This window comes from Dickeya parazeae Ech586 (assembly GCF_000025065.1).
Classification (GTDB): Bacteria; Pseudomonadota; Gammaproteobacteria; order Enterobacterales; family Enterobacteriaceae; genus Dickeya; species Dickeya zeae.
The window spans coordinates 2,485,362-2,506,815 of record NC_013592.1; the positions used below are offsets into that span (position 1 = coordinate 2,485,362).

Annotated in this window: 20 protein-coding genes; 6 read left to right on the plus strand and 14 right to left on the minus strand. The window is 53.2% G+C overall.

Translation table 11 applies throughout. The features are described 5' to 3' along the window. Positions 1-76: 76 nt before the first annotated feature. The 6 genes from ruvB to aspS all read right to left on the minus strand — a co-directional run bounded on the left by ruvB (position 77) and on the right by aspS (position 5,560). Positions 77-1,087 (minus strand): Holliday junction branch migration DNA helicase RuvB, encoded by a 1,011-nt coding sequence (gene ruvB / locus DD586_RS10855; protein ID WP_012884867.1) that lies wholly within the window; start codon positions 1,085-1,087, stop codon positions 77-79. A gap of 7 nt (positions 1,088-1,094) precedes the next feature. Continuing rightward, positions 1,095-1,712, minus strand: a complete 618-nt coding sequence (gene ruvA, locus DD586_RS10860) for a Holliday junction branch migration protein RuvA (protein WP_012884868.1) — start codon at positions 1,710-1,712, stop codon at positions 1,095-1,097. 229 nt (positions 1,713-1,941) lie between these two features. After that, a complete protein-coding gene (gene ruvC / locus DD586_RS10865; protein WP_012884869.1) occupies positions 1,942-2,463 on the minus strand; it encodes a crossover junction endodeoxyribonuclease RuvC in 522 nt (173 codons plus the stop codon). A 40-nt stretch (positions 2,464-2,503) separates the two neighbouring features. After that, entirely contained in the window at positions 2,504-3,247 is a 744-nt protein-coding gene (locus DD586_RS10870) for a YebC/PmpR family DNA-binding transcriptional regulator (protein WP_012884870.1), read from the minus strand. A gap of 71 nt (positions 3,248-3,318) precedes the next feature. After that, positions 3,319-3,768: a dihydroneopterin triphosphate diphosphatase gene (nudB, locus tag DD586_RS10875; RefSeq protein WP_012884871.1), complete on the minus strand. Its 450-nt coding sequence runs from the start codon at positions 3,766-3,768 to the stop codon at positions 3,319-3,321. 1 nt (position 3,769) lies between these two features. Then, positions 3,770-5,560, minus strand: coding sequence for an aspartate--tRNA ligase (gene aspS, locus DD586_RS10880; RefSeq protein ID WP_012884872.1), 1,791 nt, complete (start codon positions 5,558-5,560; stop codon positions 3,770-3,772). A gap of 327 nt (positions 5,561-5,887) precedes the next feature. Here aspS and DD586_RS10885 point away from each other — a divergent pair, with 327 nt between their 5' ends. The 4 genes from DD586_RS10885 to cmoB all read left to right on the plus strand — a co-directional run bounded on the left by DD586_RS10885 (position 5,888) and on the right by cmoB (position 9,196). After that, positions 5,888-6,700: a DUF72 domain-containing protein gene (locus tag DD586_RS10885; protein ID WP_012884873.1), complete on the plus strand. Its 813-nt coding sequence runs from the start codon at positions 5,888-5,890 to the stop codon at positions 6,698-6,700. A 255-nt stretch (positions 6,701-6,955) separates the two neighbouring features. After that, positions 6,956-7,351: an MAPEG family protein gene (locus DD586_RS10890; protein ID WP_012884874.1), complete on the plus strand. Its 396-nt coding sequence runs from the start codon at positions 6,956-6,958 to the stop codon at positions 7,349-7,351. 133 nt (positions 7,352-7,484) lie between these two features. Beyond that, on the plus strand, positions 7,485-8,228 hold the full coding sequence (gene cmoA / locus DD586_RS10895; protein WP_041164425.1) for a carboxy-S-adenosyl-L-methionine synthase CmoA: 744 nt from the start codon (positions 7,485-7,487) through the stop codon (positions 8,226-8,228). Beyond that, complete coding sequence (cmoB, locus tag DD586_RS10900; RefSeq protein ID WP_012884876.1) at positions 8,225-9,196, plus strand: tRNA 5-methoxyuridine(34)/uridine 5-oxyacetic acid(34) synthase CmoB; 972 nt, start codon at positions 8,225-8,227, stop codon at positions 9,194-9,196. The genes cmoA and cmoB overlap by 4 nt, the downstream gene beginning before the upstream one ends. Before the next feature lie 93 nt (positions 9,197-9,289). Here cmoB and DD586_RS10905 read toward each other — a convergent pair whose 3' ends face one another. From DD586_RS10905 to DD586_RS10915, 3 genes are all read right to left on the minus strand, one after another. Further along, positions 9,290-9,586, minus strand: a complete 297-nt coding sequence (locus DD586_RS10905; RefSeq protein WP_016941238.1) for a hypothetical protein — start codon at positions 9,584-9,586, stop codon at positions 9,290-9,292. 275 nt (positions 9,587-9,861) lie between these two features. Further along, entirely contained in the window at positions 9,862-10,626 is a 765-nt protein-coding gene (gene cutC, locus DD586_RS10910; RefSeq protein ID WP_012884878.1) for a copper homeostasis protein CutC, read from the minus strand. Positions 10,627-10,907: 281 nt separating this feature from the next. Beyond that, on the minus strand, positions 10,908-11,480 hold the full coding sequence (locus DD586_RS10915; protein ID WP_012884879.1) for a VOC family protein: 573 nt from the start codon (positions 11,478-11,480) through the stop codon (positions 10,908-10,910). A 702-nt stretch (positions 11,481-12,182) separates the two neighbouring features. Between DD586_RS10915 and argS the strand changes: the two genes are divergently transcribed. Beyond that, a complete protein-coding gene (gene argS, locus DD586_RS10920; RefSeq protein WP_012884880.1) occupies positions 12,183-13,913 on the plus strand; it encodes an arginine--tRNA ligase in 1,731 nt (576 codons plus the stop codon). A 74-nt stretch (positions 13,914-13,987) separates the two neighbouring features. Here the strand turns inward: argS and DD586_RS10925 are convergent, their stop codons facing one another. From DD586_RS10925 to rimJ, 5 genes are all read right to left on the minus strand, one after another. Beyond that, positions 13,988-15,580 (minus strand): methyl-accepting chemotaxis protein, encoded by a 1,593-nt coding sequence (locus DD586_RS10925; protein WP_012884881.1) that lies wholly within the window; start codon positions 15,578-15,580, stop codon positions 13,988-13,990. Positions 15,581-15,944: 364 nt separating this feature from the next. Next, positions 15,945-17,480, minus strand: a complete 1,536-nt coding sequence (murJ, locus tag DD586_RS10930; protein WP_012884882.1) for a murein biosynthesis integral membrane protein MurJ — start codon at positions 17,478-17,480, stop codon at positions 15,945-15,947. Positions 17,481-17,678: 198 nt separating this feature from the next. Beyond that, positions 17,679-18,602 carry a Gfo/Idh/MocA family protein gene (locus DD586_RS10935; RefSeq protein ID WP_012884883.1) on the minus strand — a complete coding sequence of 308 codons (924 nt, stop codon included), beginning with the start codon at positions 18,600-18,602 and terminating at the stop codon, positions 17,679-17,681. A gap of 35 nt (positions 18,603-18,637) precedes the next feature. Continuing rightward, positions 18,638-19,291, minus strand: coding sequence for a YceH family protein (locus DD586_RS10940; protein WP_012884884.1), 654 nt, complete (start codon positions 19,289-19,291; stop codon positions 18,638-18,640). A 36-nt stretch (positions 19,292-19,327) separates the two neighbouring features. Next, a complete protein-coding gene (gene rimJ / locus DD586_RS10945; RefSeq protein ID WP_012884885.1) occupies positions 19,328-19,912 on the minus strand; it encodes a ribosomal protein S5-alanine N-acetyltransferase in 585 nt (194 codons plus the stop codon). Between the two features lie 312 nt (positions 19,913-20,224). Here rimJ and mdtH point away from each other — a divergent pair, with 312 nt between their 5' ends. After that, entirely contained in the window at positions 20,225-21,430 is a 1,206-nt protein-coding gene (gene mdtH, locus DD586_RS10950; protein ID WP_012884886.1) for a multidrug efflux MFS transporter MdtH, read from the plus strand. Positions 21,431-21,454: the final 24 nt, after the last annotated feature.

A 21,454-nucleotide genomic window follows, 5' to 3' on the forward strand; every position in this document is an offset into this window, starting at 1 on the left:
GAACCAGAGTTGCCGCCAGCTTATAAACTGGCGGCAATAACGGATAGATGTGGCTGACGATATCGTCTTGTCCTGTTTACTCGCCGTGTTCACGAGTTAGCCCGAAATGGCGATAGGCATGCTGCGTCGCAATGCGCCCCCGTGGCGTGCGTTGCAGAAAACCCTGCTGAATCAGATAAGGCTCCAACACATCCTCAATCGTTTCGCGCTCTTCGCCGATAGCCGCCGCCAGATTGTCCAACCCCACCGGACCACCCATAAATTTATCGATAACCGCCAGCAGCAGTTTGCGGTCCATATAATCAAAACCCTCGGAGTCGACCGCCAGCATATCCAACGCCTGCACAGCGACGTCCGCTGAAATTGCACCGTCTGATTTCACTTCGGAGAAATCTCGCACCCGGCGCAGCAGTCGGTTGGCGATACGTGGCGTACCGCGTGACCGGCGAGCTATCTCCAGCGCACCGTCACCCGTCATATCCAACCCCAGACATTGCGCACTGCGTTGCACGATATGCTGTAAATCAGCCACCTGATAGAACTCGAGGCGCTGCACAATACCAAAACGGTCTCGTAGCGGTGATGTCAGCGAGCCCGCGCGGGTTGTCGCACCGATCAGCGTGAAAGGCGGCAAATCCAGCTTGATGGAACGTGCCGCTGGCCCTTCACCGATCATGATATCCAACTGATAATCTTCCATCGCCGGATAGAGCACCTCCTCCACCACCGGTGACAGTCGATGAATTTCGTCGATAAACAGCACATCATGTGGTTCAAGGTTAGTCAGCAGCGCCGCTAGATCGCCTGCTTTTTCCAGCACAGGTCCAGAGGTCGTACGCAGATTGACGCCCATCTCGTTAGCGACAATATTCGCCAGTGTGGTTTTCCCCAACCCCGGCGGGCCGAAAATCAACAGATGGTCAAGCGCATCACCTCGCTTGCGGGCCGCCTCGATAAAAATCTCCATCTGTTCCCGCACCACCGGCTGCCCGACATACTCTGACAGCAGCTTAGGACGAATAGCGCGATCCAGTATCTCTTCATCAGAGGCTGCCGCAGGTGAAATCAGACGATCGGCTTCAATCATATATACCTCACAACGCAGCGCGTAGCGCATCCCTGATCAGGGTTTCGCAGTCAGCGCCCGGTCGAGACACTTTACTCACCATCCTGCCCGCTTCCTGTGGTTTATAACCGAGCGCGACCAACGCAGCTTCAGCCTCAGCCAGCGGGTCCGTTTCCGGTGTTGTATTCCCGGTCGCCGCCGGCAAGGCAATATCACTGGCAGCATTAAACAAATCGCCATTCAGGCCTTTAAAGCGATCTTTCATTTCCACAACCAGCCGCTCTGCAGTTTTCTTGCCGACTCCTGGCAATTTCACCAGTGCGTTAATTTCCTGGCGTTCCACCGCGCTGACAAACTGCTGAGCCGACATGCCTGACAGAATCGCCAATGCCAGCTTCGGCCCCACGCCATTGACTTTAATCAGTTCACGAAACAAAGAGCGCTCTTGTTTATTGTTAAACCCAAACAACAGTTGCGCGTCTTCACGCACCACAAAATGGGTAAAAATCACCGCTTCCTGACCGAGATCCGGCAACTCGTAAAAGCAGGTCATCGGCATATGCACTTCATAACCCACCCCCCCTACTTCCAGCAGTACCTGCGGGGGTTGTTTTTCTACAATGATGCCTCTGAGTCTACCTATCACGTGATGCTCCTGCGGTATGGGCTAAGGTGTAATTCTGTATCATAAAAAAAGGCTGGATAGATATCCAGCCGAATATACGAAAAACGCGTGCGCACTTCAGGAATGGGCGTAATACGCCACATCACGCAGATCAGCTAGCAACCCTCGTTGTGTGGGTTGCCATCGCATGAAGAAGACGAACAGAAGATCCGATCGCTGCTGTAAAAAAACGCCGGTTTCCCGGCGCATTTTAGCGTAACCGACCGCGAGCGAGGTTGAGCCTCGTGCTACTCACCTGCAGGGCATTCTGACTGATATGACAGTGTGTAATAGCAATCGCCAGTGCATCGGCAGCATCTGCCTGCGGGTTAGCCGACAGTTTAAGCAGTGTTTTCACCATGTGTTGTACCTGGCTTTTTTCCGCCGCCCCCGTGCCGACCACCGTTTGCTTTACCTGCCGGGCCGCATATTCAAATACCGGCAGTGACTGATTTACCGCTGCAACAATGGCCGCACCGCGCGCCTGACCCAGCTTTAGCGCCGAATCAGCATTGCGAGCCATAAATACCTGCTCAATGGCGAAATAGTCAGGTTGAAACTGGGTGATGATTTCGCTGACACCGGCATAAATCAGCTTAAGACGTGTAGGCAGATCATCTACCCCTGTGCGAATGCATCCACTGCCGAGATAGGTTATCTGCCGTCCCTGCTGGCGGACAATACCGTAGCCGGTCACACGGGAACCGGGGTCGATACCGAGAATAATACTCATCGCTCTTCCCCAGTCACCCGTTGAAAGGAAGGGACTGCCATTACAGCAGTGCCGCTACCTCGTCGGAGATCTCACCGTTGTGATAAACCTCCTGAACGTCATCGCAATCTTCCAGCATGTCGATCAAACGCATCAATTTCGGTGCCGTTTCTGCATCCATATCGGCTTTGGTAGACGGAATCATCGATACTTCAGCTGCCTCAGACACCAGACCAGCGGCGTCCAACGCATCTTTTACCTGACCGAAGATTTCCCACGGCGTAAACACGTCGATGGCGCCATCATCATAGGACACCACGTCATCAGCACCGGCTTCCAGCGCTGCATCCATTACCGTATCTTCATCCAGACCCGGAGCATAAGAAATCACGCCTTTCTTGGAGAACAGATAGGACACCGAGCCGTCAGTTCCCAGGTTGCCACCGCATTTGGTAAAGGCATGACGCACCTCAGACACGGTACGATTGCGGTTGTCACTCAGGCATTCCACCATCACCGCTGTACCGCCAGGGCCGTAACCTTCATAAATGATGGTTTCCATGTTGGCGTCTTCATCGCCACCCACACCACGTGCGATCGCACGGTTCAGGGTGTCGCGCGTCATGTTATTGGACAGCGCTTTATCGACAGCAGCACGCAGGCGCGGGTTAGAACCGGGATCGCCGCCGCCTAAACGGGCCGCGGTAACCAGTTCGCGGATAATCTTGGTGAAAATTTTACCGCGTTTAGCGTCCTGTGCCGCTTTGCGATGTTTAGTGTTGGCCCACTTACTATGACCTGCCATAAAAATCTCCGAAAAAAGCCTGTTATTCCCTAACGTTATCGGGTCGCCGCGCTGCAGCGCTCCAAAAGCGGTTAAGGCCTGGCTGGGCAAATAACAAATTCTTCAATCGCCTGCCGGTTGCTCCAGGATTTGGTCAACCGCGCCGCATCGGGTGCATCCAGCCATTGGTAAGCCAGATGCTCACTGATTTCTATCTGACGCTCATCGGGCAACGCCAGACAGAACCAGTGTTCCAGGTTATGCGTCACGCCTGGGGCATAGCGACGTCTCAAATGAGCAAAAAGCTCGAATTCCACACTGCGTTGACAGTCAACCAACGACAACGCCTCAGCGGCGATGTCGATGTTAACTTCTTCTTTCACTTCACGCTGTGCGGCACATCGCGCGCTTTCATCCTCTTCCAGGCTGCCGGTTACCGACTGCCAGAAATCCGGATCATCACGCCGCTGAAGCATGAGCACCCGCCCCGTGTTCTGGGCATAAATCACCACCAGCACCGAGACAGGTCGCTTATAGTTCATCTTACTGATTCTCTGCATCCTGTGCGGCTTTGCCCTTACCTACCACCGCAATGGATAATTCCTCCAGCGCTGACGGGTTTGCGAAGCTCGGTGCTTCGGTCATCAGGCAGGCTGCTGCTGTGGTTTTCGGGAAAGCGATCACGTCACGGATATTGTCGGTACCGGTCAGCAGCATCACCAGACGATCAAGCCCGAACGCCAGACCAGCATGCGGCGGCGTACCAAATTTCAGGGCATCCAGCAGGAAGCCAAATTTTTCGCGCTGTTGCTGTTCGTCGATACCGAGAATACGGAACACCGTCTGCTGCATCTCACCGTTGTGGATACGCACAGAACCACCGCCGACTTCATAACCGTTCAGCACCATGTCGTAAGCGTTGGCGATAGCGGCTGTCGGGTTGGCTTTCAGTTCCGACGGGGACATATCACGCGGTGCCGTGAACGGGTGATGCATCGCGGCCAGACCGCCTTCGCCGTCATCTTCAAACATCGGGAAGTCGATGACCCACAGCGGCTGCCAGCTGTTTTCATTGGTGATTTTCAGATCACGGCCCAGCTTCAGGCGCAGCGCGCCCAGTGCGTCCGTGACCACTTTCGCGCTATCGGCGCCGAAGAACAGAATATCGCCGTCATCAGCAGCGGTACGTTCCAGCAAGGCGGCCAGAATGCCGTCGTTCAGGAACTTGGCCACCGGACTCTGGATACCCTCAAGCCCGTTAGCCTTCTCGTTAACCTTGATGTAAGCCAGCCCTTTAGCGCCGTAGATTTCGATAAATTTGGCATATTCATCTATTTGCTTACGGCTTAACTGTGCGCCACCCGGCACACGAATCGCGGCTACGCGGCCTTTGGGGTCGTTGGCCGGACCGGAAAAGACTTTGAAATCGACATCTTTAAGCAGGTCAGCCACATCCACCAGCTCCAGCGGGTTACGCAGGTCTGGTTTGTCAGAACCGAAACGGCGCATGGCTTCTGCGAAGGTCATGATCGGGAAATCGCCCAGATCCACCCCTTTCACCCCCAGCCACAGTTCACGCACCAGTTTTTCCATCACTTCACGCACTTGTGGCGCGGTCATAAACGACGTTTCCACATCGATCTGGGTGAATTCTGGCTGACGGTCGGCACGCAGGTCTTCGTCACGGAAGCATTTGACTATCTGATAATAACGGTCAAACCCAGACATCATTAGCAGCTGTTTAAACAACTGCGGCGACTGCGGCAACGCGTAAAATTTCCCCTTGTGCACACGGCTTGGCACCAGATAGTCGCGAGCGCCTTCCGGTGTGGCTTTGGTCAGCATTGGCGTTTCGATATCGAGGAATCCGTGGCTGTCCATGAAGCGGCGTACAAAGCTGGTAATGCGGGCGCGGGTTTTCAGACGCTGAGCCATCTCAGGGCGGCGCAGGTCAAGGTAGCGGTATTTCAGGCGCGCTTCTTCGGTATTGTTCTGGTTAGAGTCCAGTGGCAGCGGTTCAGCACGGTTGATGATGGTCAGTGCTGTCGCCAGTACTTCTACTTCACCGGTCGCCATGTCTTTGTTGATTTGAGTGTCCGGACGGGCACGCACTACACCAGTCAGTTGGATGCAGAATTCGTTGCGCAGCTCGGAAGCCAGATTGAATGCCTCCTGACGGTCCGGGTCGAAGAACACCTGCACCAGACCTTCGCGGTCGCGCATATCAATAAAAATCAACCCACCCAGATCGCGGCGGCGATTGACCCAACCGCACAACGTCACTTCCTGGCCCACATGGGACGAATTCAACAGCCCGCAATATTCAGTACGCATTACGATGTCCTTTTACACCGCCGCCGGTGCTCTGTTTCGCTTGCCAGATGGCAACGATAAGAATCGGTGAACCGGTCGGCATGGTTTTTCTGGATTACAGTCCAATGAAAAAAGGGGGGCATTATAAAGGAATTTCCCCACAACGATAAGTATGATGGTAGCGGTCTGCGGGCCGCCCCGCATACTCTTTTTTGTTTTTTACCGTGCATTTGCCTGCTGGTTACACAATTGCGGGGTATTATGCTAAAACCCTGTTACATCCATCGTCATAAAAGTGGATAGCCTCAGGGTATTGGCTCGCAGAGAAACCTATCAGGACAAGGGCTTATGTATATTGGTTTACCGCAGTGGCAGCATCCGGGTTGGACCCGGCTGGGCCTGCGCGATCTGGCGGATTACGCCCGCTATTTCAACTGCGTGGAAGGAAACACCACCTTTTATGCGTTGCCGTCGGCCGAATCGGTATTGCGCTGGCACGACATGACCCACGACGATTTTCGCTTCTGTTTCAAATTTCCCTCTGCCATTAGCCATCAGGCTGGTTTACGCCATTGCCAACAGCAGGTAGCGGAGTTTTTCCGCTGCCTTGAGCCACTCCACCCTCGTCTGGGGCAACTGTGGTTACAGTTGCCGTCCGCATTTGGCCCCGACCAGGAAGAAACGTTGTGGCAGTTCCTGGATGCACTGCCCACAGGGTTTTGCTACGGGGTCGAGGTGCGCCACCCTCTGTTTTTCGCTAAGGGTGACGATGAACGCCGCATCAACCAAGGGTTGCATCAACGTGGCCTGAACCGGGTGATTATGGACAGTCGGCCAGTGCACCATGCCGCACCGACCAGCGATGTAATACGCGATGCTCAACGCAAAAAACCCAAGGTACCACTGCACGTCGTGCGCACCGCCGATGCCCCCTTAATTCGATTTATTGGCAATGAAGACGCTGACGACAATCTCCGCTGGTTCACACCGTGGATAGACAAACTGGCGCAGTGGCAATCACACTCGCCTTATCTGTTCATCCACACGGCAGGCACCGCCAGCGCCCCTGAGCTGGCGCAACGGCTGTGGCCGCTTCTGAGCGCTGTCATTCCGAGCATGCCGCCCTGTCCCGACTGGCCGCAACAGACCTCGCTATTTTAAATAGCTGTCGCTTAACGCATATCGGTTTAAAAAGCGCGTATTGAAAATGTTTTTTGAAGATGATGCATTGAAGAGACTGTTTTAGCGCATTATTTCGGCATGCGGGCCCTTGTTTACTGTCATTGGCTTCTATCACAATTTCTTATTAACAGCATTGGATATCCGACAATTTTACCTACAATATCTTCGTGTTATGCGGTCAACAGACAAGCTATGATAACAGCCGCCGTTTATGGTCAGGCAATGGAGTAAAAAATGGTAAGCGCGCTTTATGTGGTGCTCAGCGCATTGTTGTTAGTGAAATTATCGGTTGATGTCGTAAAACTGCGGATGCAATACCGGGTGGCTTACGGCGACGGCGGGTTTTACGAGTTGCAGACTGCCATTCGCGTTCACGGTAACGCAGTCGAGTACATCCCCATCGGTGGCTTGCTGTTGGTACTGATGGAGATGAACGGAGCCATGAACGCGATGATTCATCTGTGCGGTATCATGCTGTTGCTCGGTCGGCTGTGCCACTATTATGGCCTGCGCCACCGCGAGTTGAACTGGCGACGTTCCGGCATGATGGCCACTTATGTTTCATTGCTGCTGATGATCCTGTTCAATCTCTATTATCTGCCCTGGGAGTTGATACTGACCCTGCGTTAACCCCATTCATTATTCACGGTAAGGCATCCCCGCCCGCTTATAGTGATGTCTTACCGCCTTTCTCTCATACATCTTTGTGCCATCTTTCTGCTAGAATGCGCCCCTGTTCTTCCCTGTATGTATATTTCCTGCTATGTCAAACCGCGATATGCTTTTTTCCGCGCCCATCGCCAATCTGGGCGACTGGACGTTTGATGAACGCGTCGCTGAAGTGTTTCCAGACATGATTCAGCGCTCTGTTCCTGGCTATTCGAATATTATTTCCATGATCGGCATGCTGGCGGAGCGCTTTGTCCAGGCGAACACCCAGGTCTATGATCTTGGCTGTTCTCTGGGGGCGGCCACCTTGTCGATGCGTCGCAACATTCATGTCCCCGGTTGCCGTATCATCGCTGTGGATAATTCGTCGGCGATGGTGGCACGTTGCCGCCGCCATATTGAAGCGTTCCGTGCCGAGACCCCCGTAGACGTTCGCGAAGCGGATATTCTGGATATCGACATCGAAAATGCGTCACTGGTTGTGCTCAATTTTACGTTGCAATTTATCCCGCCTGAACAGCGCTTGCTGCTACTAAAACGTATCTGCCAAGGGTTACGTCCCGGTGGCGCGCTGGTGCTATCGGAGAAATTCAGTTTTGACGATGCTTCTATCGGCGAATTGCTCTTCAATATGCATCTGGATTTCAAACGTGCCAACGGCTACAGCGAGCTAGAAATCAGCCAGAAGCGAAGCATGCTGGAAAACGTGATGCTCACCGATTCGGTTGATACCCATAAGGCCCGGCTGCGTGAGGCAGGCTTTGCACACAGCGACGTGTGGTTTCAGTGCTTCAACTTCGGCTCTTTGCTGGCACTAAAAGCGGAGCCGCAACCATGATCGATTTCGGTAATTTCTATCAATTGATCGCCAAAGGGCCGCTTAGCCACTGGCTCAATACGCTGCCGCCCCAGATCAGTCAATGGCAGCAGGAGTCGTTGCACGGCGAATTCAAACACTGGTTCAATAGCGTTGCACATTTGCCGTCTCTGACGCCCGACCAGCTCGACCTCACCCATAGCGTGACCGCCAGTCTGGACACACCGTTGTCGGTGCGTCAGCAAGCGGGTATTGAACGCCTGTTACGCAATCTGATGCCCTGGCGCAAAGGTCCGTTCTCGCTCTACGGCGTGACTATCGACACCGAATGGCGTTCTGACTGGAAGTGGGATCGCGTCATGCCGCATATCAGCCCGCTACAGGATCGGCTGATTCTGGATGTGGGCTGCGGCAGCGGTTATCACTTGTGGCGCATGGTCGGTGCTGGTGCCAAACTGGCCGTCGGAATCGACCCCATGCAACTGTTCCTGTGCCAGTTTGAGGCGGTACGCAAGTTGCTGGGTGACGATCAACGTGCACACCTGCTGCCGTTGGGCATTGAACAACTCCCGGCACTGGCGGCGTTTGATACCGTCTTCTCGATGGGCGTGTTGTACCACCGGCGTTCACCGCTCGACCATCTCTGGCAGCTCAAAAATCAGTTGGTTACCGACGGAGAACTGGTGCTGGAAACACTGGTGGTAGAAGGTGATGAGAATACGGTGCTGCTGCCGGGCGAACGTTACGCTCAAATGCGTAATATCTATTTCCTGCCTTCGGCTACCGCACTCGCCCGCTGGCTGGAAAAATGTGGTTTTGTCGACATCCGTATCGTGGATCAATGCGTGACGACGTTGGAAGAGCAACGCCGCACCGACTGGATGACGACAGCGTCGCTGGCGGACTTTCTTGATCCACATGACCGCAGCAAGACAATCGAAGGCTATCCTGCGCCGTTACGTGCGGTACTGGTTGCACGCAAGCCCTGACCGGGCAACCCGACAGGCAAAAACAGAGCGGCGCGACATGCCAGCTGATAGATAGCGACTGGCATGATCTCGCCGCCCCACTGCACAGAATGTTCAGTTGCGATGCTTGACGATCATATCAATGGCCGCTTCTTCGGTCATATCGGTACTTTGGATCTCGACCTGAATGTCCTGATTGCTGGTTTCATTAAAAAGCGTCGTATTACCAACGGTATGAAAATCACCGGTTACCGTGTCTCCCCTTTCCACCTCATAAATATCCAGCAATTTGGCAACGATAAACCGCTCTTCAGGATCGCGGATAACGATGAGACCAATGCGATGCTCATGATGCACAACGACTCCACGCATAACAGGATTCCTTTTGACTGTTGAGATAGTAAGCAGCATATCACCGGCTTAGAATGATAAAAGATAAGCGCATAACAATTCAGTGCATTTTTGGGTATGGATCACGTTCGATAACGGAATAATCGCTGCACCAACCCTGTATTACGCAAACGGCTGGACCACAATGTATAGCAGAAAAAAGCCCCGTTATAGCAGAAAAAAAGCCCCGACAAAGCGCCGGGGCCTGGTACTCGCAAGCAGACCGATAAAGGGAATGCTGCGCGGCAAAGGGCATCGGAAGAATACCTGATGGAGCCCACCCCACGGGATACCATCTAGGAAGCGGATGTCGCAGAGGGAGCCGTTTGCGGGCTCAACGCGTTTTTCATGGCCGCGACGACATCGCCATCAACACAGTAATGCTGGAACTCATCCATTTCAGTTTCAGAGCAGAGCGTGACGCCTAATTTGCGATAACGCATCGGCGAGGGTAACCACTGGCCTGCGGACGTATGTAACTCCTGAATGCCGCAGGCACGAAACTTGTGCAAATTAGTCAGACGCACCCCAGCTCCAGCCATAATGATTGGACCACAACTGGCCTCATTAAGTTCCCGTAATAGCGTTAAACCATTTTCGGCACTTTGCTGTTGTCCGGATGTCAGCACCCGGGCAATCCCTAAATCCGTCAGTTGATTCAGCGCCAGACGCGGATTCAGGCACAGATCAAATGCACGATGAAACGTGACCGCCAGCCCGTCACACCGGGCCATAACCTGCCGCATACGTGCAATATCAATGTGCCCTTCTTCATCCAAAACGCCTACAACTAACCCGGGAAACCCCATTGCCTTAATCTGATCAATGTCATACAGCATGGCGTTGAATTCCTGCTGGCTGTAGCAAAAATCTCCCCCACGCGGTCGAACCATCGGATGTACTGGAATAGACAGCATTTCCCGTGAGCAACGCAGCACACCGTACCCTGGCGTTAAGCCCCCCTCACGCTGTGCAGCACAGAGCTCTATTCGATCCGCACCTGCCTGCTGTGCCGTCAGTGCGCAGTCCAGGCTGTAACAGCAGACCTCCAACATCGGCATACCCCCTCCTTCGAAAAAATAACCAAACCGGAAAAACGCCAGACTTTCCGAAACAATTGCCCGCTCATCATGAGTTGGCCGTATGGAACACGGCCTAATACTGGCATCACCTCGCAGGTGGCGAAGAGAGGCATGTCACACTGGTGACAGCATTTACACGTGGAATATGACGCGCCACACAGTTTACCGACCATTTACCGGCCACCAATAGCATGTCATTGATGGCATACCATTTGTTATATGTGGCGTGGTGAGTTGTATGGCGCTTAACGGGACTTAACCTACTGGCTGGTGGAGTGTTCGCTGGCCACGATGTCCTGAATGCGATAGGGATGGAATTTTAACGTGATGCGACCATTGGTCACTGCCAGCGTCGGGTTGGGCAATCGTTCATGCTCACCCTGGGGATGACTGAATTTCAGTTTAATCCCGGGCGCCGTCAGGGCTGCATCAGACAAACAGGCCAGTGCGCGGGGATGAAATGTCGCCGGGTCGCCGGGCAATACCAATTCCACATGCTCCCACCCTTCATGCGGGTAATGCCGATTGCCTGGCCAGGGTAACTCCACGCAATCAATCTGCCACGGCCCAACGGTTAATGGCTGGTGCAGCGTGAACAGGCAGATTGTTCGGCCATTAATCACGTTTTCCGATAACAAGGTACCACAAGCCAGTAATGCGGTACGCCAGTGCTCAGCGGTACTGTTTTGATGACAACGCAGGGATATGTGGTCGGCTTCAAACGCAGCCAGATCAAGCTCAAGCTGTTGCGCGAGTTGCTGGAGTTCTGTCGTAAAGCGGGAAAGATCATTCATTAAGGAGGGGGGAAGCGTCGACGGTAACAGAGCGGTCATTATTTCCTCATTAACCTGAATAAAATGTTTATTCAGTATAATTTAACATAGGCAGAATAACCGCCATCTTTTTTATGCTTTTTGTATCAAACAATGCTGACATTAGCCCCCTATTCTTGTCTTTTCATGTCATCATTGACAATGTTGGACAAACTTCATTTCAATCAAACAATAATACCAACAGGCACTATTAACAAAATGAAAGAAATATAATATAAATTACAATTCATTGATTTTAAATGATTTTAAAAACCAGATGAGAGTATTCTTAAATATTCTCTGTAACATTGAGAAATAAACAAAAAGCAGATAACTTCGAAACTACCCACTCTCCACTAAATGACTGAAGGGCATTCATCATGTTACTAATAACGTTCTCTATGCTGGTTGTCATTGCTGGCTATTCTCTGTTCCGTCATTTCAAAACGATACAGAGCACACGCCTGAGTACGGATCGCCGACACAGACGGCGCTAAGTTTTTTTTTATAATTCCCTCCCTTCATTATTCCGGCTTGTCGGTAAGCCGTGTGTTTTACCTTAATTCTGATCATCGATAATGACAGCAAGTATCTTGCCGCATTATCAGGCACTGTATTTATTTTATTGCCGCCCCGCCCGGGGCGCTTGTTATGCTGCTCTGCTGACTACACCACCCAAATATGGTATAAAGAAAGGCTTGATTCGTCATTTAGGGTAAACCGGTGAATATTCAGGCTCTTCTTTCAGAAAAAGTCCATCAGGCAATGATTGCGGCGGGCGCGCCCGCTGACAGCGAAGCAATGGTTCGCCAGTCAGCAAAAGCGCAATTTGGTGATTATCAGGCAAACGGTATCATGGCTGCCGCCAAAAAATTAGGCATGCCACCGCGCCAGTTAGCCGAAAAAGTCGTTAACACGCTGCAATTGGATGGCATTGCAGCCAAGACAGAAATTGCCGGTCCCGGTTTCATCAATATCTTCCTCGATTCCCAGTGGTTGTCTGCCCAACTGGAGCACGCGCTAGCGGCACCGAAACTCGGTGTTTCACCGGTTGAACCGCAAACTATCGTCGTTGACTATTCTGCTCCCAACGTGGCGAAAGAGATGCACGTCGGCAACCTGCGCTCCACCATCATCGGTGATGCGGCCGTGCGTACACTGGAGTTCCTCGGCCACCATGTTATCCGTGCCAACCATGTCGGCGACTGGGGTACACAATTTGGCATGCTGATCGCGCATCTGGAAGATGTCCAAAATGACAGTACCCAAGACCTGGAGCTGGCTGACCTGGAAGCCTTCTACCGCGAAGCGAAAAAACAGTACGACGACGATGAAGTCTTCGCTGAGCGGGCGCGTGGTTATGTGGTAAAACTGCAAGGCGGCGACGAGTACTGCCGTTCAATGTGGCGCAAACTGGTCGACATCACCATGGTGCAGAACCAGCGCAGTTATGACCGCCTGAATGTGTCATTGACGCCAGAAAATGTCATGGGGGAAAGCCTCTATAACGCCATGCTGCCTGACATCGTCGCGGACCTGAAAGCCAAAGGGCTGGCAGAAGAAAGTGAAGGTGCCATCGTCGTCTATCTGGATGAATACAAAAACAAGGAAGGCGAACCGATGGGCGTCATCATCCAGAAAAAGGATGGCGGCTACCTCTACACCACCACCGATATTGCCTGCGCCAAGTACCGCTACGAAAAACTGGGTGCCAATCGTGTGCTGTATTACATCGATTCTCGCCAGCACCAGCACCTGATGCAGGCCTGGAGCATCGTACGCAAAGCCGGTTACGTGCCGGAATCCGTCAGCCTGGAACACCACATGTTCGGCATGATGCTGGGTAAAGACGGCAAACCGTTTAAAACCCGTGCTGGTGGCACCATCAAATTGTCCGAACTGCTGGATGAAGCCTACGAACGTGCACTGACGCTGATTGCCGGTAAAAATCCGGAAATGGAACGTACCGAGCTGGAACAACTGGCGCAAGTGGTCTCTATCGGCGCGGTCAAATACGCTGACTTGTCGAAAAACCGCACCACTGACTACATCTTCGACTGGGATAACATGCTGGCGTTCGAAGGCAACACCGCGCCGTATATGCAGTACGCTTACACTCGCGTGTCGTCTATTTTCAAACGTGCTGGCGTGGAAGAAAGCAGCCTGACGCAGCCTATCGTCCTGACGGCTGAACATGAGCAGGCGCTGGCGACTCGCTTGCTGCAATTCGAAGAGACCGTAACGACCGTAGCCCGCGACGGTACACCGCATGTGATGTGTGCTTATCTCTACGATCTGGCTGGGTTGTTCTCCGGTTTTTACGAGAACTGTCCGATTCTCAATGCTGACAACGACAGCACCCGCCAAAGCCGTCTCAAACTGGCACTGCTGACAGCCAAAACGCTGAAAACCGGCCTGGATACGCTCGGTATCCAGACCGTTGAGAAGATGTAATTATCCGAACCCTAGCCGACATCCACTACGTGATGTCGGCCAGTCTCAGTCAATGATTCGATTGTCGTTAACCGTTACCTCATCCCAACAGACAGCCGGGGTGCGGATACCTCGCCAAACTGTTGACGTTCCCCGCCTGCATTCAACCGAAAGATCTCTACCAATTGACGCAACCGCGCCGCCTGATCGTTGAGTGACTCTGCCGCTGACGATGCCTGTTCCACCATAGCGGCGTTTTGCTGCGTGACAGCTTCCATCTGGTTAATCGCCACGTTGATCTGGCTGATACCGCGGCTTTGCTCTTCCGATGCTAGTGACATCTCCCCTACCAGCGATGATGCATTGGTGATCAAGGTTTTGACATTGCTGATGGCATCGCGCACATCATCTGCCTGCTGCGACCCGTTTTTCACTGCCCCAATAGCATTATCGATGAGCGTTTTGATTTCTCTGGCTGCAGAAGATGAGCGCTGCGACAATGTGCGGACTTCGCCTGCTACCACGGCGAAACCCCGGCCATGCTCACCGGCACGTGCCGCTTCCACCGCGGCATTAAGCGCCAGAATGTTCGTCTGAAAAGCGATACCTTCGATCAGCGTGGTAATCTCAGCGACCTTTTCAGAGCCGGAAGCAATCGCCTTCATCGCCTGCATCATGCGTTCCACCGAGTCATCACCATGAGCGACGGCATCTGCGGCTTGCTGACCAAGACTATTGGCCTGACGGGCATTTTCGACGTTACTTTCTACAGTAGAAGAAATTTCGTGCATGCTGGCGGCGGTTTGCGCCAGTGATGCCGCCTGCTCTTCAGTACGTGCAGAAAGATCGATATTTGCTGCGGCGATTTCGTTAGATGCAGTTGCCACGCTCTCGCTAGCCGTACGCACGTCTGCCAGCACAGTCGCAAAACGCTCGGTCAGGCTGTTAAGCGCCTGTGCCGTTTTACCGATTTCATCGTGACGACTATCATCTGCCTGCAATGTCAGGTCCAGACTGTCGCTGATCGTCAACAGCGTGTGCTGCAAGTGATTGAGGCTACGCCGGACATAAAGCAGGATCATCAACGCCAGCGTGCCCGCTACCGCGACCGAAACAACAATCAAGCCGATAAGCGTATACAACGTGCTGTTATAGCTCTCCTTATTAGCTTTTTCCTGAGCCGAAGCCAGCGTCAGATTGTATTCACGCTGATCCTGCAAGGATTTGATCAAAGCCTGCTCTGTTTGCTTTTTAGCGCTTTCCGCTGCCGTATCGGTATTTTTCTGATTATTTCCCTCTTTATAAAGGTTATCGATGGACTGACGGTAAGATGCCAACAGTTGAATCGTAGTATCCGTCATCTGTGCATCGCGACTATCGGCAATGTAGTTCTGCTTATAATCCGCCATGAACTTATCCACATTTGCCAGCCTGTCCAGCGTGGATTTTAACTGGGCTGCACGCTGCGTCTGATCATCAATGTCTCTCAGCGACGCGAGCGCGACCCGAATTTCACGCACATTAATATTCGAATTAGATAATAATGTCAGGCTGGGTAGCGTATTCCCTGTCACGTATTCCACCCTATCTTTCGAATCCCCGAGTGCCTTAATGCCGTACCCACCCACCCCAATGAGCGCCAGTACGAAAATCATGATAGCTATCGCTAGCTTTTGGAAAATTGTCATCTTTTTTTCCTTTGTTTACTAAAGGTTATCGTGTTTTTATTTAAAGCATCAGCCGTGTTGCACTGATAACTCATTATCGGCAACAAGTGTTACACCATTAAAGGAATCGACTTACAAAACAGTAATATAAAAAACATTCCTTCAACGAAGAGCGATTAAAACCTGATCTTTACTGAATAGGTTATTTGTGAAGCTTTCGGCTTAACTGATCAGAAAAACTAAACAAAACGCTAAAAGTCAGTTGATGTGCTATTTTTTTAGGAAACGTCAGAATAAAAATGGAACCCTAAAAGGCAGGAATTCTCTGCAGGCGGCGGGTCAGACCACCTGCAGAACGCAAGAGAGAGCAAGAAAAAGAGAAAGATCAGAGACTGCGGCGAGAAAAATCTTTCGGGCGGAACCCCAATAAAGCCAGTGAAGCAAAGTAGCTGCCAGCCCCCACTACTACCACAAACAGCAAGCGCAGCAGGCGCTCCGTCATGTTGCCTTGCGCCCAGGGGGGCATCCACAGGTTCAGCGCTAGCAGCACCAGCGACATGACAACAACGGCCGTGACCATTTTAACCAGAAACATCGTCCAGCCGGGCTGCGGTGCAAACAGGCGCTGACGGCGCAATTGCCAGAACAGCAACCCGGCATTGATGCAGGATGCCAGACCAATCGACAGCGACAACCCGGCATGTTGCAACGGGCCGATAAACATCAGGTTCATCAGTTGGGTCATCACCAGTGTTGCAATACCAATTTTTACCGGCGTTTTAATGTCCTGCCGGGCGTAAAATCCGGGCACCAGCACTTTCACCAGGATCAACCCCATCAACCCGATGGAGTAAGCCACCAGCGCCCGCTGGGTCATCATGGCGTCAAAGGCACTGAATTTACCGTACTGAAATAACGCAACGGTCAACGGTTTAGCCAGCAACCCCAACGCGACGGTGGCGGGCAATGCCAGCAGAAAGCAAAGCCGCAGCCCCCAATCCAGTAACCGGGAATATTCCTGGTGATCGCCGCTGGCGACACTTTTCGACAGCGAGGGCAACAAAATCGTCCCCAGCGCCACGCCCAGCACACCAGATGGGAACTCCATCAACCGGTCAGCGTAATACATCCAGGAAACCGCGCCCTGGCTCAGGAATGAGGCAAAAATGGTATTGATGATCAGAGAGATCTGGCTGACTGAGACGCCAAGAATGGCGGGTGCCATCAACTTCATTACCCGGCTGACACTGGGGTCGCGAAACTTGATGCGAGGCAATACCAGCATGCCGATTTTTTTCAGATGCGGTAGTTGATAGCCCAGTTGCAGTACCCCGCCGACCACCACCGCCCAGCCTAACGCCATCACCGGCGGATTAAACCAACGCACACCCAGCAACGCAAAACCGATCATGCTGACGTTCAATAAGGTCGGTGCAAACGCTGGAACGGAAAAACGGTTCCAGGTATTGAGAACCGACCCGACCATCGACGTCAGTGAAATCAGCAGAATATAAGGAAAGGTTACCCGCAACAGTGCCGATGTCAGCTCGAAACGCTCCGGTGTGGAGGCAAAACCCGGTGCCGTCACCATGATGACCCAAGGCGCGGCAATCATCCCAGCGACCGTGACCAGCGCCAGAATCAGCGTCAGCATACCGGCAACATACGCCAAAAAGGTACGGGTTGCCTCTTCGCCTTGCTGGCTCTTGTACTCCGCCAGAATCGGCACAAACGCTTGGGAAAACGCGCCTTCGGCAAAAATACGTCGCAACAGATTAGGCAGTTTGAACGCCACAAAAAAGGCGTCGGTCGCCATACCGGCACCAAACACGCGAGCGACGATGGCATCACGCACAAAGCCCAACACACGGGAAAGCATGGTCATGGAACTGACCGCAGCCAATGATTTCAGTAGATTCATTCAGTTGTTCTGACTATGGGAAAGAGAGAGATGGCAGGGCAAAACCGGCTCAGCCGCCATGTCCACGACGGTCAAACCGCCCGCGATACGTCATACCAACAGCAACAACACTGACGGTCAGGTACGGCTATCGCGGCACACAGCCTAGTCGATTGTACCGTCAATAGCCACATGGACACCCGATGGTCGCTGCTTTTTTCAGCACTCTCTCAGCAGCGAGTCGATCAGCCTCTGTGCATACAACGCCTGATCGCCTGAGGTCAACGGCGGCGTCTGTGAAACCACCGCCTCAATGAAATGTCGGACAGCGCCGGTAAAACCACGTTGCTCCAGCGTGCTCTGCCAGGAGGGTGCAGGACGAACTACCACCACCCCCTCACGCTCTTCACGCCATTCCCGAAGGTTATCCACCTGATACCAGCCGCCGTCATTGATCAACTGAACGCTTTCTCGCTGGCTACCCGCCTGGCGATGCATGCTGGTGGTGATCAGGGTATGCGCGGTCTGAAACTGGTGTTCGGCGTACACCATCTGCCCTTGCGGGTTACACCGTATCCGGCCAGCGCACAAGATGGCGGTCGTATCCGGTGTTTGTGCCAGCCACAGTGCGGTATCCACCACATGCAAATAGTCATCCAGCAGCGTAAACGCCAGCAGCTGCGGGCCAACATTATCAACACGATGCTTTTCCATGCGCAGGCTATCCGGCAACGCCTGCACCTGTCTCAGCCGTTGGTAGAGCGGCGCAAAGCGACGATTGAACCCTACCATCAGCAGCAGATTACGACTGGCAGCCAACGCGACCAGATCTTCCGCCTGCGCCAGCGTTTCTGCCAGCGGTTTATCCACATAAACGTGTTTTCCGGCCAGTAGCAGTGTTTTCACCACCTCGTAGTGGCTGGCGGTACTGCTATGAACAAATACTGCGTCACACTGGCGACCCAACTCAGCCAGAGAAGAAAAGCAGGTTATGCGGTACTGTTGGCATACCTGTCGGGCTCGCGCCTGACCCGGCGACCAGGCCCCCACAAGTTGCCAGTCGGTAGCCTGAGACAAAATCGGTAAATAGGCTTTACGGGCAATATCCCCTAACCCCACCACACCAATACGCAAAAGTGTCATGCTATTCTCCCGCCTTCCCGCTTATCTGAGTGGTATCAGGCAAGGCGTGCCTGTAACGCAGCCAGTTGCGCACGCAGTTCAGCCACCTCATTTTCCAGCGCACACACCCGTGCGGCCAGCGAGGCATCTACCGATGCAGACGTCTCGTCCGACACAAAAGACGACACCGCCTCGTCAACCTCGCCGCTAAACAGATGCATAAACCGGCTTTCACGTTTACCGGGTTCCCGCGCCAGCCGCACGACAAACGGCCCGTCTTCCCGCTGTTGCAGGTGCTGTAGGACGTTCTCCACCTCGTCCATATCGGCAAACTCGTACAAACGAGCCGCACGGGTACGAAGTTCGCCCGGCGTCTGAGCGCCCCGCAACAGCAAGGTCGTGACCAGTGCCACTTCAGCGGTTGAAAACTTCAGGTCACCAAATTCGGAGTTACAGAAGCGGTGTTCATATTTCATCACCCGGTTGCCAAAACCGCTGACGGTACGCAGAAAATGCCGCTTCACCAGCAAATCCAGCGTTTGTTGTACCTCGCTTTCGCTCAGATCCACGACCGGCTCTCGGTTGGTTTTCTGATTACAGGCAGCGGTCAGTCCATTGAGGGACATCGGATACTGTTCCGGGGTGGTCACCTGCTTTTCCAGCAGGCAGCCAATAATCCGCGCTTCGCGGGGCGTCAGTTGGTATTTCATGGGTTCATCCTCATTAGGATCCGTAGCGGCGTGCACTTAACGCATCGGCGTCCATTCATTATTAGTCAGGGCAGTCAGCACGTGATCTTGCCATTTACCATCAATCAACAGGTAATTCTTGGCGTAACCTTCCTTCTCGAACCCCAGACGAGCCAACAGGTTACCGCTACGCTGATTATGCGGCATGTAGTTAGCCATAATACGGTGCATATGTTGCTGGCGTTGCATGTAACGCAGCGCAGATTGCAGCGCCTCATACATCATTCCTTGTCCCTGCCACTTTTGGCCCAGCGAATAGCCGAGGTAACAGGCGTGAAAAGAGCCGCGCAGCACATTGCTGAAGTTCGCGACGCCACGTACCTCGTTTTCATCCGGGTCCAGCAGCAAAAAGTAGTAGGCGCTGCCCTGTTTGTGCATATCGCAAATCACGCTTAGCCGCGCCTGCCAACCGGAAGGATAACAATGGCTGGCATCGCGCACCGGCTCCCAGGGTTTCAAAAAATCACGGTTTTCCGCGTAATACTCAGCCAGACGCCAGGCATCGCGTTCGTGCGCCAGACGGACCACCAGCCGTTCCGTAGTCAGACGGACTCTGGGTGTCGTTGAGCGATAGCCAAACATGCCTTCCCCCTCAGGTGACGGATTATCGATGAATAACTTTTATTAATGTGATCAACGCCAACGAACGTCGTCACAGGATAAACAACCCATAGCGCTTACTATAACCACATAAATTCCATAGCGTAAAATCATGACCGCTGAGTTATTGCACAATCGATACGCCGTAATGCCTTTTTTTCTTAAATTGTTCGTCAGATAACAGTTGAACGATAAAAAAATTTATTAGCAGGATCCCCTATCGCCATCACGCAATCAGCGAGAGAATGGAATGGTTATTTTTTACCTTCCTCTCTTTCTGCCTCGTGGTGAAACATGTCGTTGATGGCACAGGCTCGCAGCCTGGGTAAATATTTTCTGTTGCTGGATAACATGCTGGTGATACTGGGTTTCTTCGTGGTGTTCCCGCTCATTTCCATCCGTTTTGTCGATCAACTTGGCTGGGCTGCGCTCACCGTCGGGATTGCGCTCGGCCTGCGTCAGTTCACCCAACAGGGACTCGGTATTTTCGGCGGCGCGATCGCCGATCGTTTCGGTGCCAAACCGATGATCGTCACCGGCATGCTGCTGCGTGCCTCTGGCTTTGCGTTCATGGCGCTGGCGACGACACCGCTGATGTTGATGCTCTCCTGCGTGCTCTCTGCACTCGGGGGGACGTTGTTCGAACCACCCCGTAATGCCATGGTGATTAAGCTGACGCGTCCACATGAGCGTAGCCGCTTCTTCTCCTTGTTAATGATGCAGGATAACGCTGGTGCGGTGATCGGCGCGCTGATCGGCAGTTGGCTGATGCAATACAACTTTTCCGTGGTGTGCTGGGTCGGCGCAAGCGTATTTGTATTGGTGGCCTTACTGAACGCCTGGCTGTTACCCGCCTATCGTATTTCTACCACCCGCACTCCGATCCGCGAAGGCATGATGCGGGTCATGCGCGACCGGCGTTTTGTGGTCTATGTACTGACGCTGACCGGCTATTTCATGCTAGGCGTGCAGGTACTGTTGATGATGCCGATCATGGTCAATGAACTGGCTGGTTCGCCGTCTGCGGTAAAATGGATGTATGCGATCGAAGCCGTGCTATCGCTGACGCTGCTTTACCCCGTTGCCCGCTGGAGCGAAAAGCGCTTTCGTCTGGAACAACGACTAATGTTTGGGCTGTTCATCATGACCCTGAGCCTGATTCCGATGGGGATGGTCACCAGCCTGCAATGGCTGCTGGGGTTAATCGCCCTGTTTTACATTGGCTCTATCATCGCGGAACCGGCACGGGAAACGCTGGGAGCATCACTGGCTGATGCCCGTGCCCGCGGCAGCTATATGGGGTTTAGCCGTATGGGGCTGGCGCTGGGCGGCGCGCTGGGTTACAGCGGCGGCGGCTGGTTGTTTGATACCGGAAAGGCGCTCGGCCAGCCAGCTTTACCCTGGTGCATGCTGGGTATCATCGGCATGCTGACTCTGGCGGCCCTCTACTGGCAGTTCCACTTAAGACGTATCGAACCGGCCATGCTAAGCGAGCATTGATCGCAGGTTGGTTTAACATCCCGA

What these genes read in the sequence shown, in the direction of transcription:
- ruvB (WP_012884867.1), bottom strand. Translation starts at nt 1,087, where the DNA reads ATGATTGAAGCCGATCGTCTGATTTCACCTGCGGCAGCCTCTGATGAA.
- ruvC (WP_012884869.1), bottom strand. Translation starts at nt 2,463, where the DNA reads ATGAGTATTATTCTCGGTATCGACCCCGGTTCCCGTGTGACCGGCTAC.
- DD586_RS10870 (WP_012884870.1), bottom strand. Translation starts at nt 3,247, where the DNA reads ATGGCAGGTCATAGTAAGTGGGCCAACACTAAACATCGCAAAGCGGCA.
- nudB (WP_012884871.1), bottom strand. Translation starts at nt 3,768, where the DNA reads ATGAACTATAAGCGACCTGTCTCGGTGCTGGTGGTGATTTATGCCCAG.
- aspS (WP_012884872.1), bottom strand. Translation starts at nt 5,560, where the DNA reads ATGCGTACTGAATATTGCGGGCTGTTGAATTCGTCCCATGTGGGCCAG.
- DD586_RS10885 (WP_012884873.1), top strand. Translation starts at nt 5,888, where the DNA reads ATGTATATTGGTTTACCGCAGTGGCAGCATCCGGGTTGGACCCGGCTG.
- DD586_RS10890 (WP_012884874.1), top strand. Translation starts at nt 6,956, where the DNA reads ATGGTAAGCGCGCTTTATGTGGTGCTCAGCGCATTGTTGTTAGTGAAA.
- cmoA (WP_041164425.1), top strand. Translation starts at nt 7,485, where the DNA reads ATGTCAAACCGCGATATGCTTTTTTCCGCGCCCATCGCCAATCTGGGC.
- cmoB (WP_012884876.1), top strand. Translation starts at nt 8,225, where the DNA reads ATGATCGATTTCGGTAATTTCTATCAATTGATCGCCAAAGGGCCGCTT.
- DD586_RS10905 (WP_016941238.1), bottom strand. Translation starts at nt 9,586, where the DNA reads ATGCTGCTTACTATCTCAACAGTCAAAAGGAATCCTGTTATGCGTGGA.
- cutC (WP_012884878.1), bottom strand. Translation starts at nt 10,626, where the DNA reads ATGCCGATGTTGGAGGTCTGCTGTTACAGCCTGGACTGCGCACTGACG.
- DD586_RS10915 (WP_012884879.1), bottom strand. Translation starts at nt 11,480, where the DNA reads ATGACCGCTCTGTTACCGTCGACGCTTCCCCCCTCCTTAATGAATGAT.
- DD586_RS10925 (WP_012884881.1), bottom strand. Translation starts at nt 15,580, where the DNA reads ATGACAATTTTCCAAAAGCTAGCGATAGCTATCATGATTTTCGTACTG.
- murJ (WP_012884882.1), bottom strand. Translation starts at nt 17,480, where the DNA reads ATGAATCTACTGAAATCATTGGCTGCGGTCAGTTCCATGACCATGCTT.
- DD586_RS10935 (WP_012884883.1), bottom strand. Translation starts at nt 18,602, where the DNA reads ATGACACTTTTGCGTATTGGTGTGGTGGGGTTAGGGGATATTGCCCGT.
- DD586_RS10940 (WP_012884884.1), bottom strand. Translation starts at nt 19,291, where the DNA reads ATGAAATACCAACTGACGCCCCGCGAAGCGCGGATTATTGGCTGCCTG.
- rimJ (WP_012884885.1), bottom strand. Translation starts at nt 19,912, where the DNA reads ATGTTTGGCTATCGCTCAACGACACCCAGAGTCCGTCTGACTACGGAA.
- mdtH (WP_012884886.1), top strand. Translation starts at nt 20,225, where the DNA reads ATGTCGTTGATGGCACAGGCTCGCAGCCTGGGTAAATATTTTCTGTTG.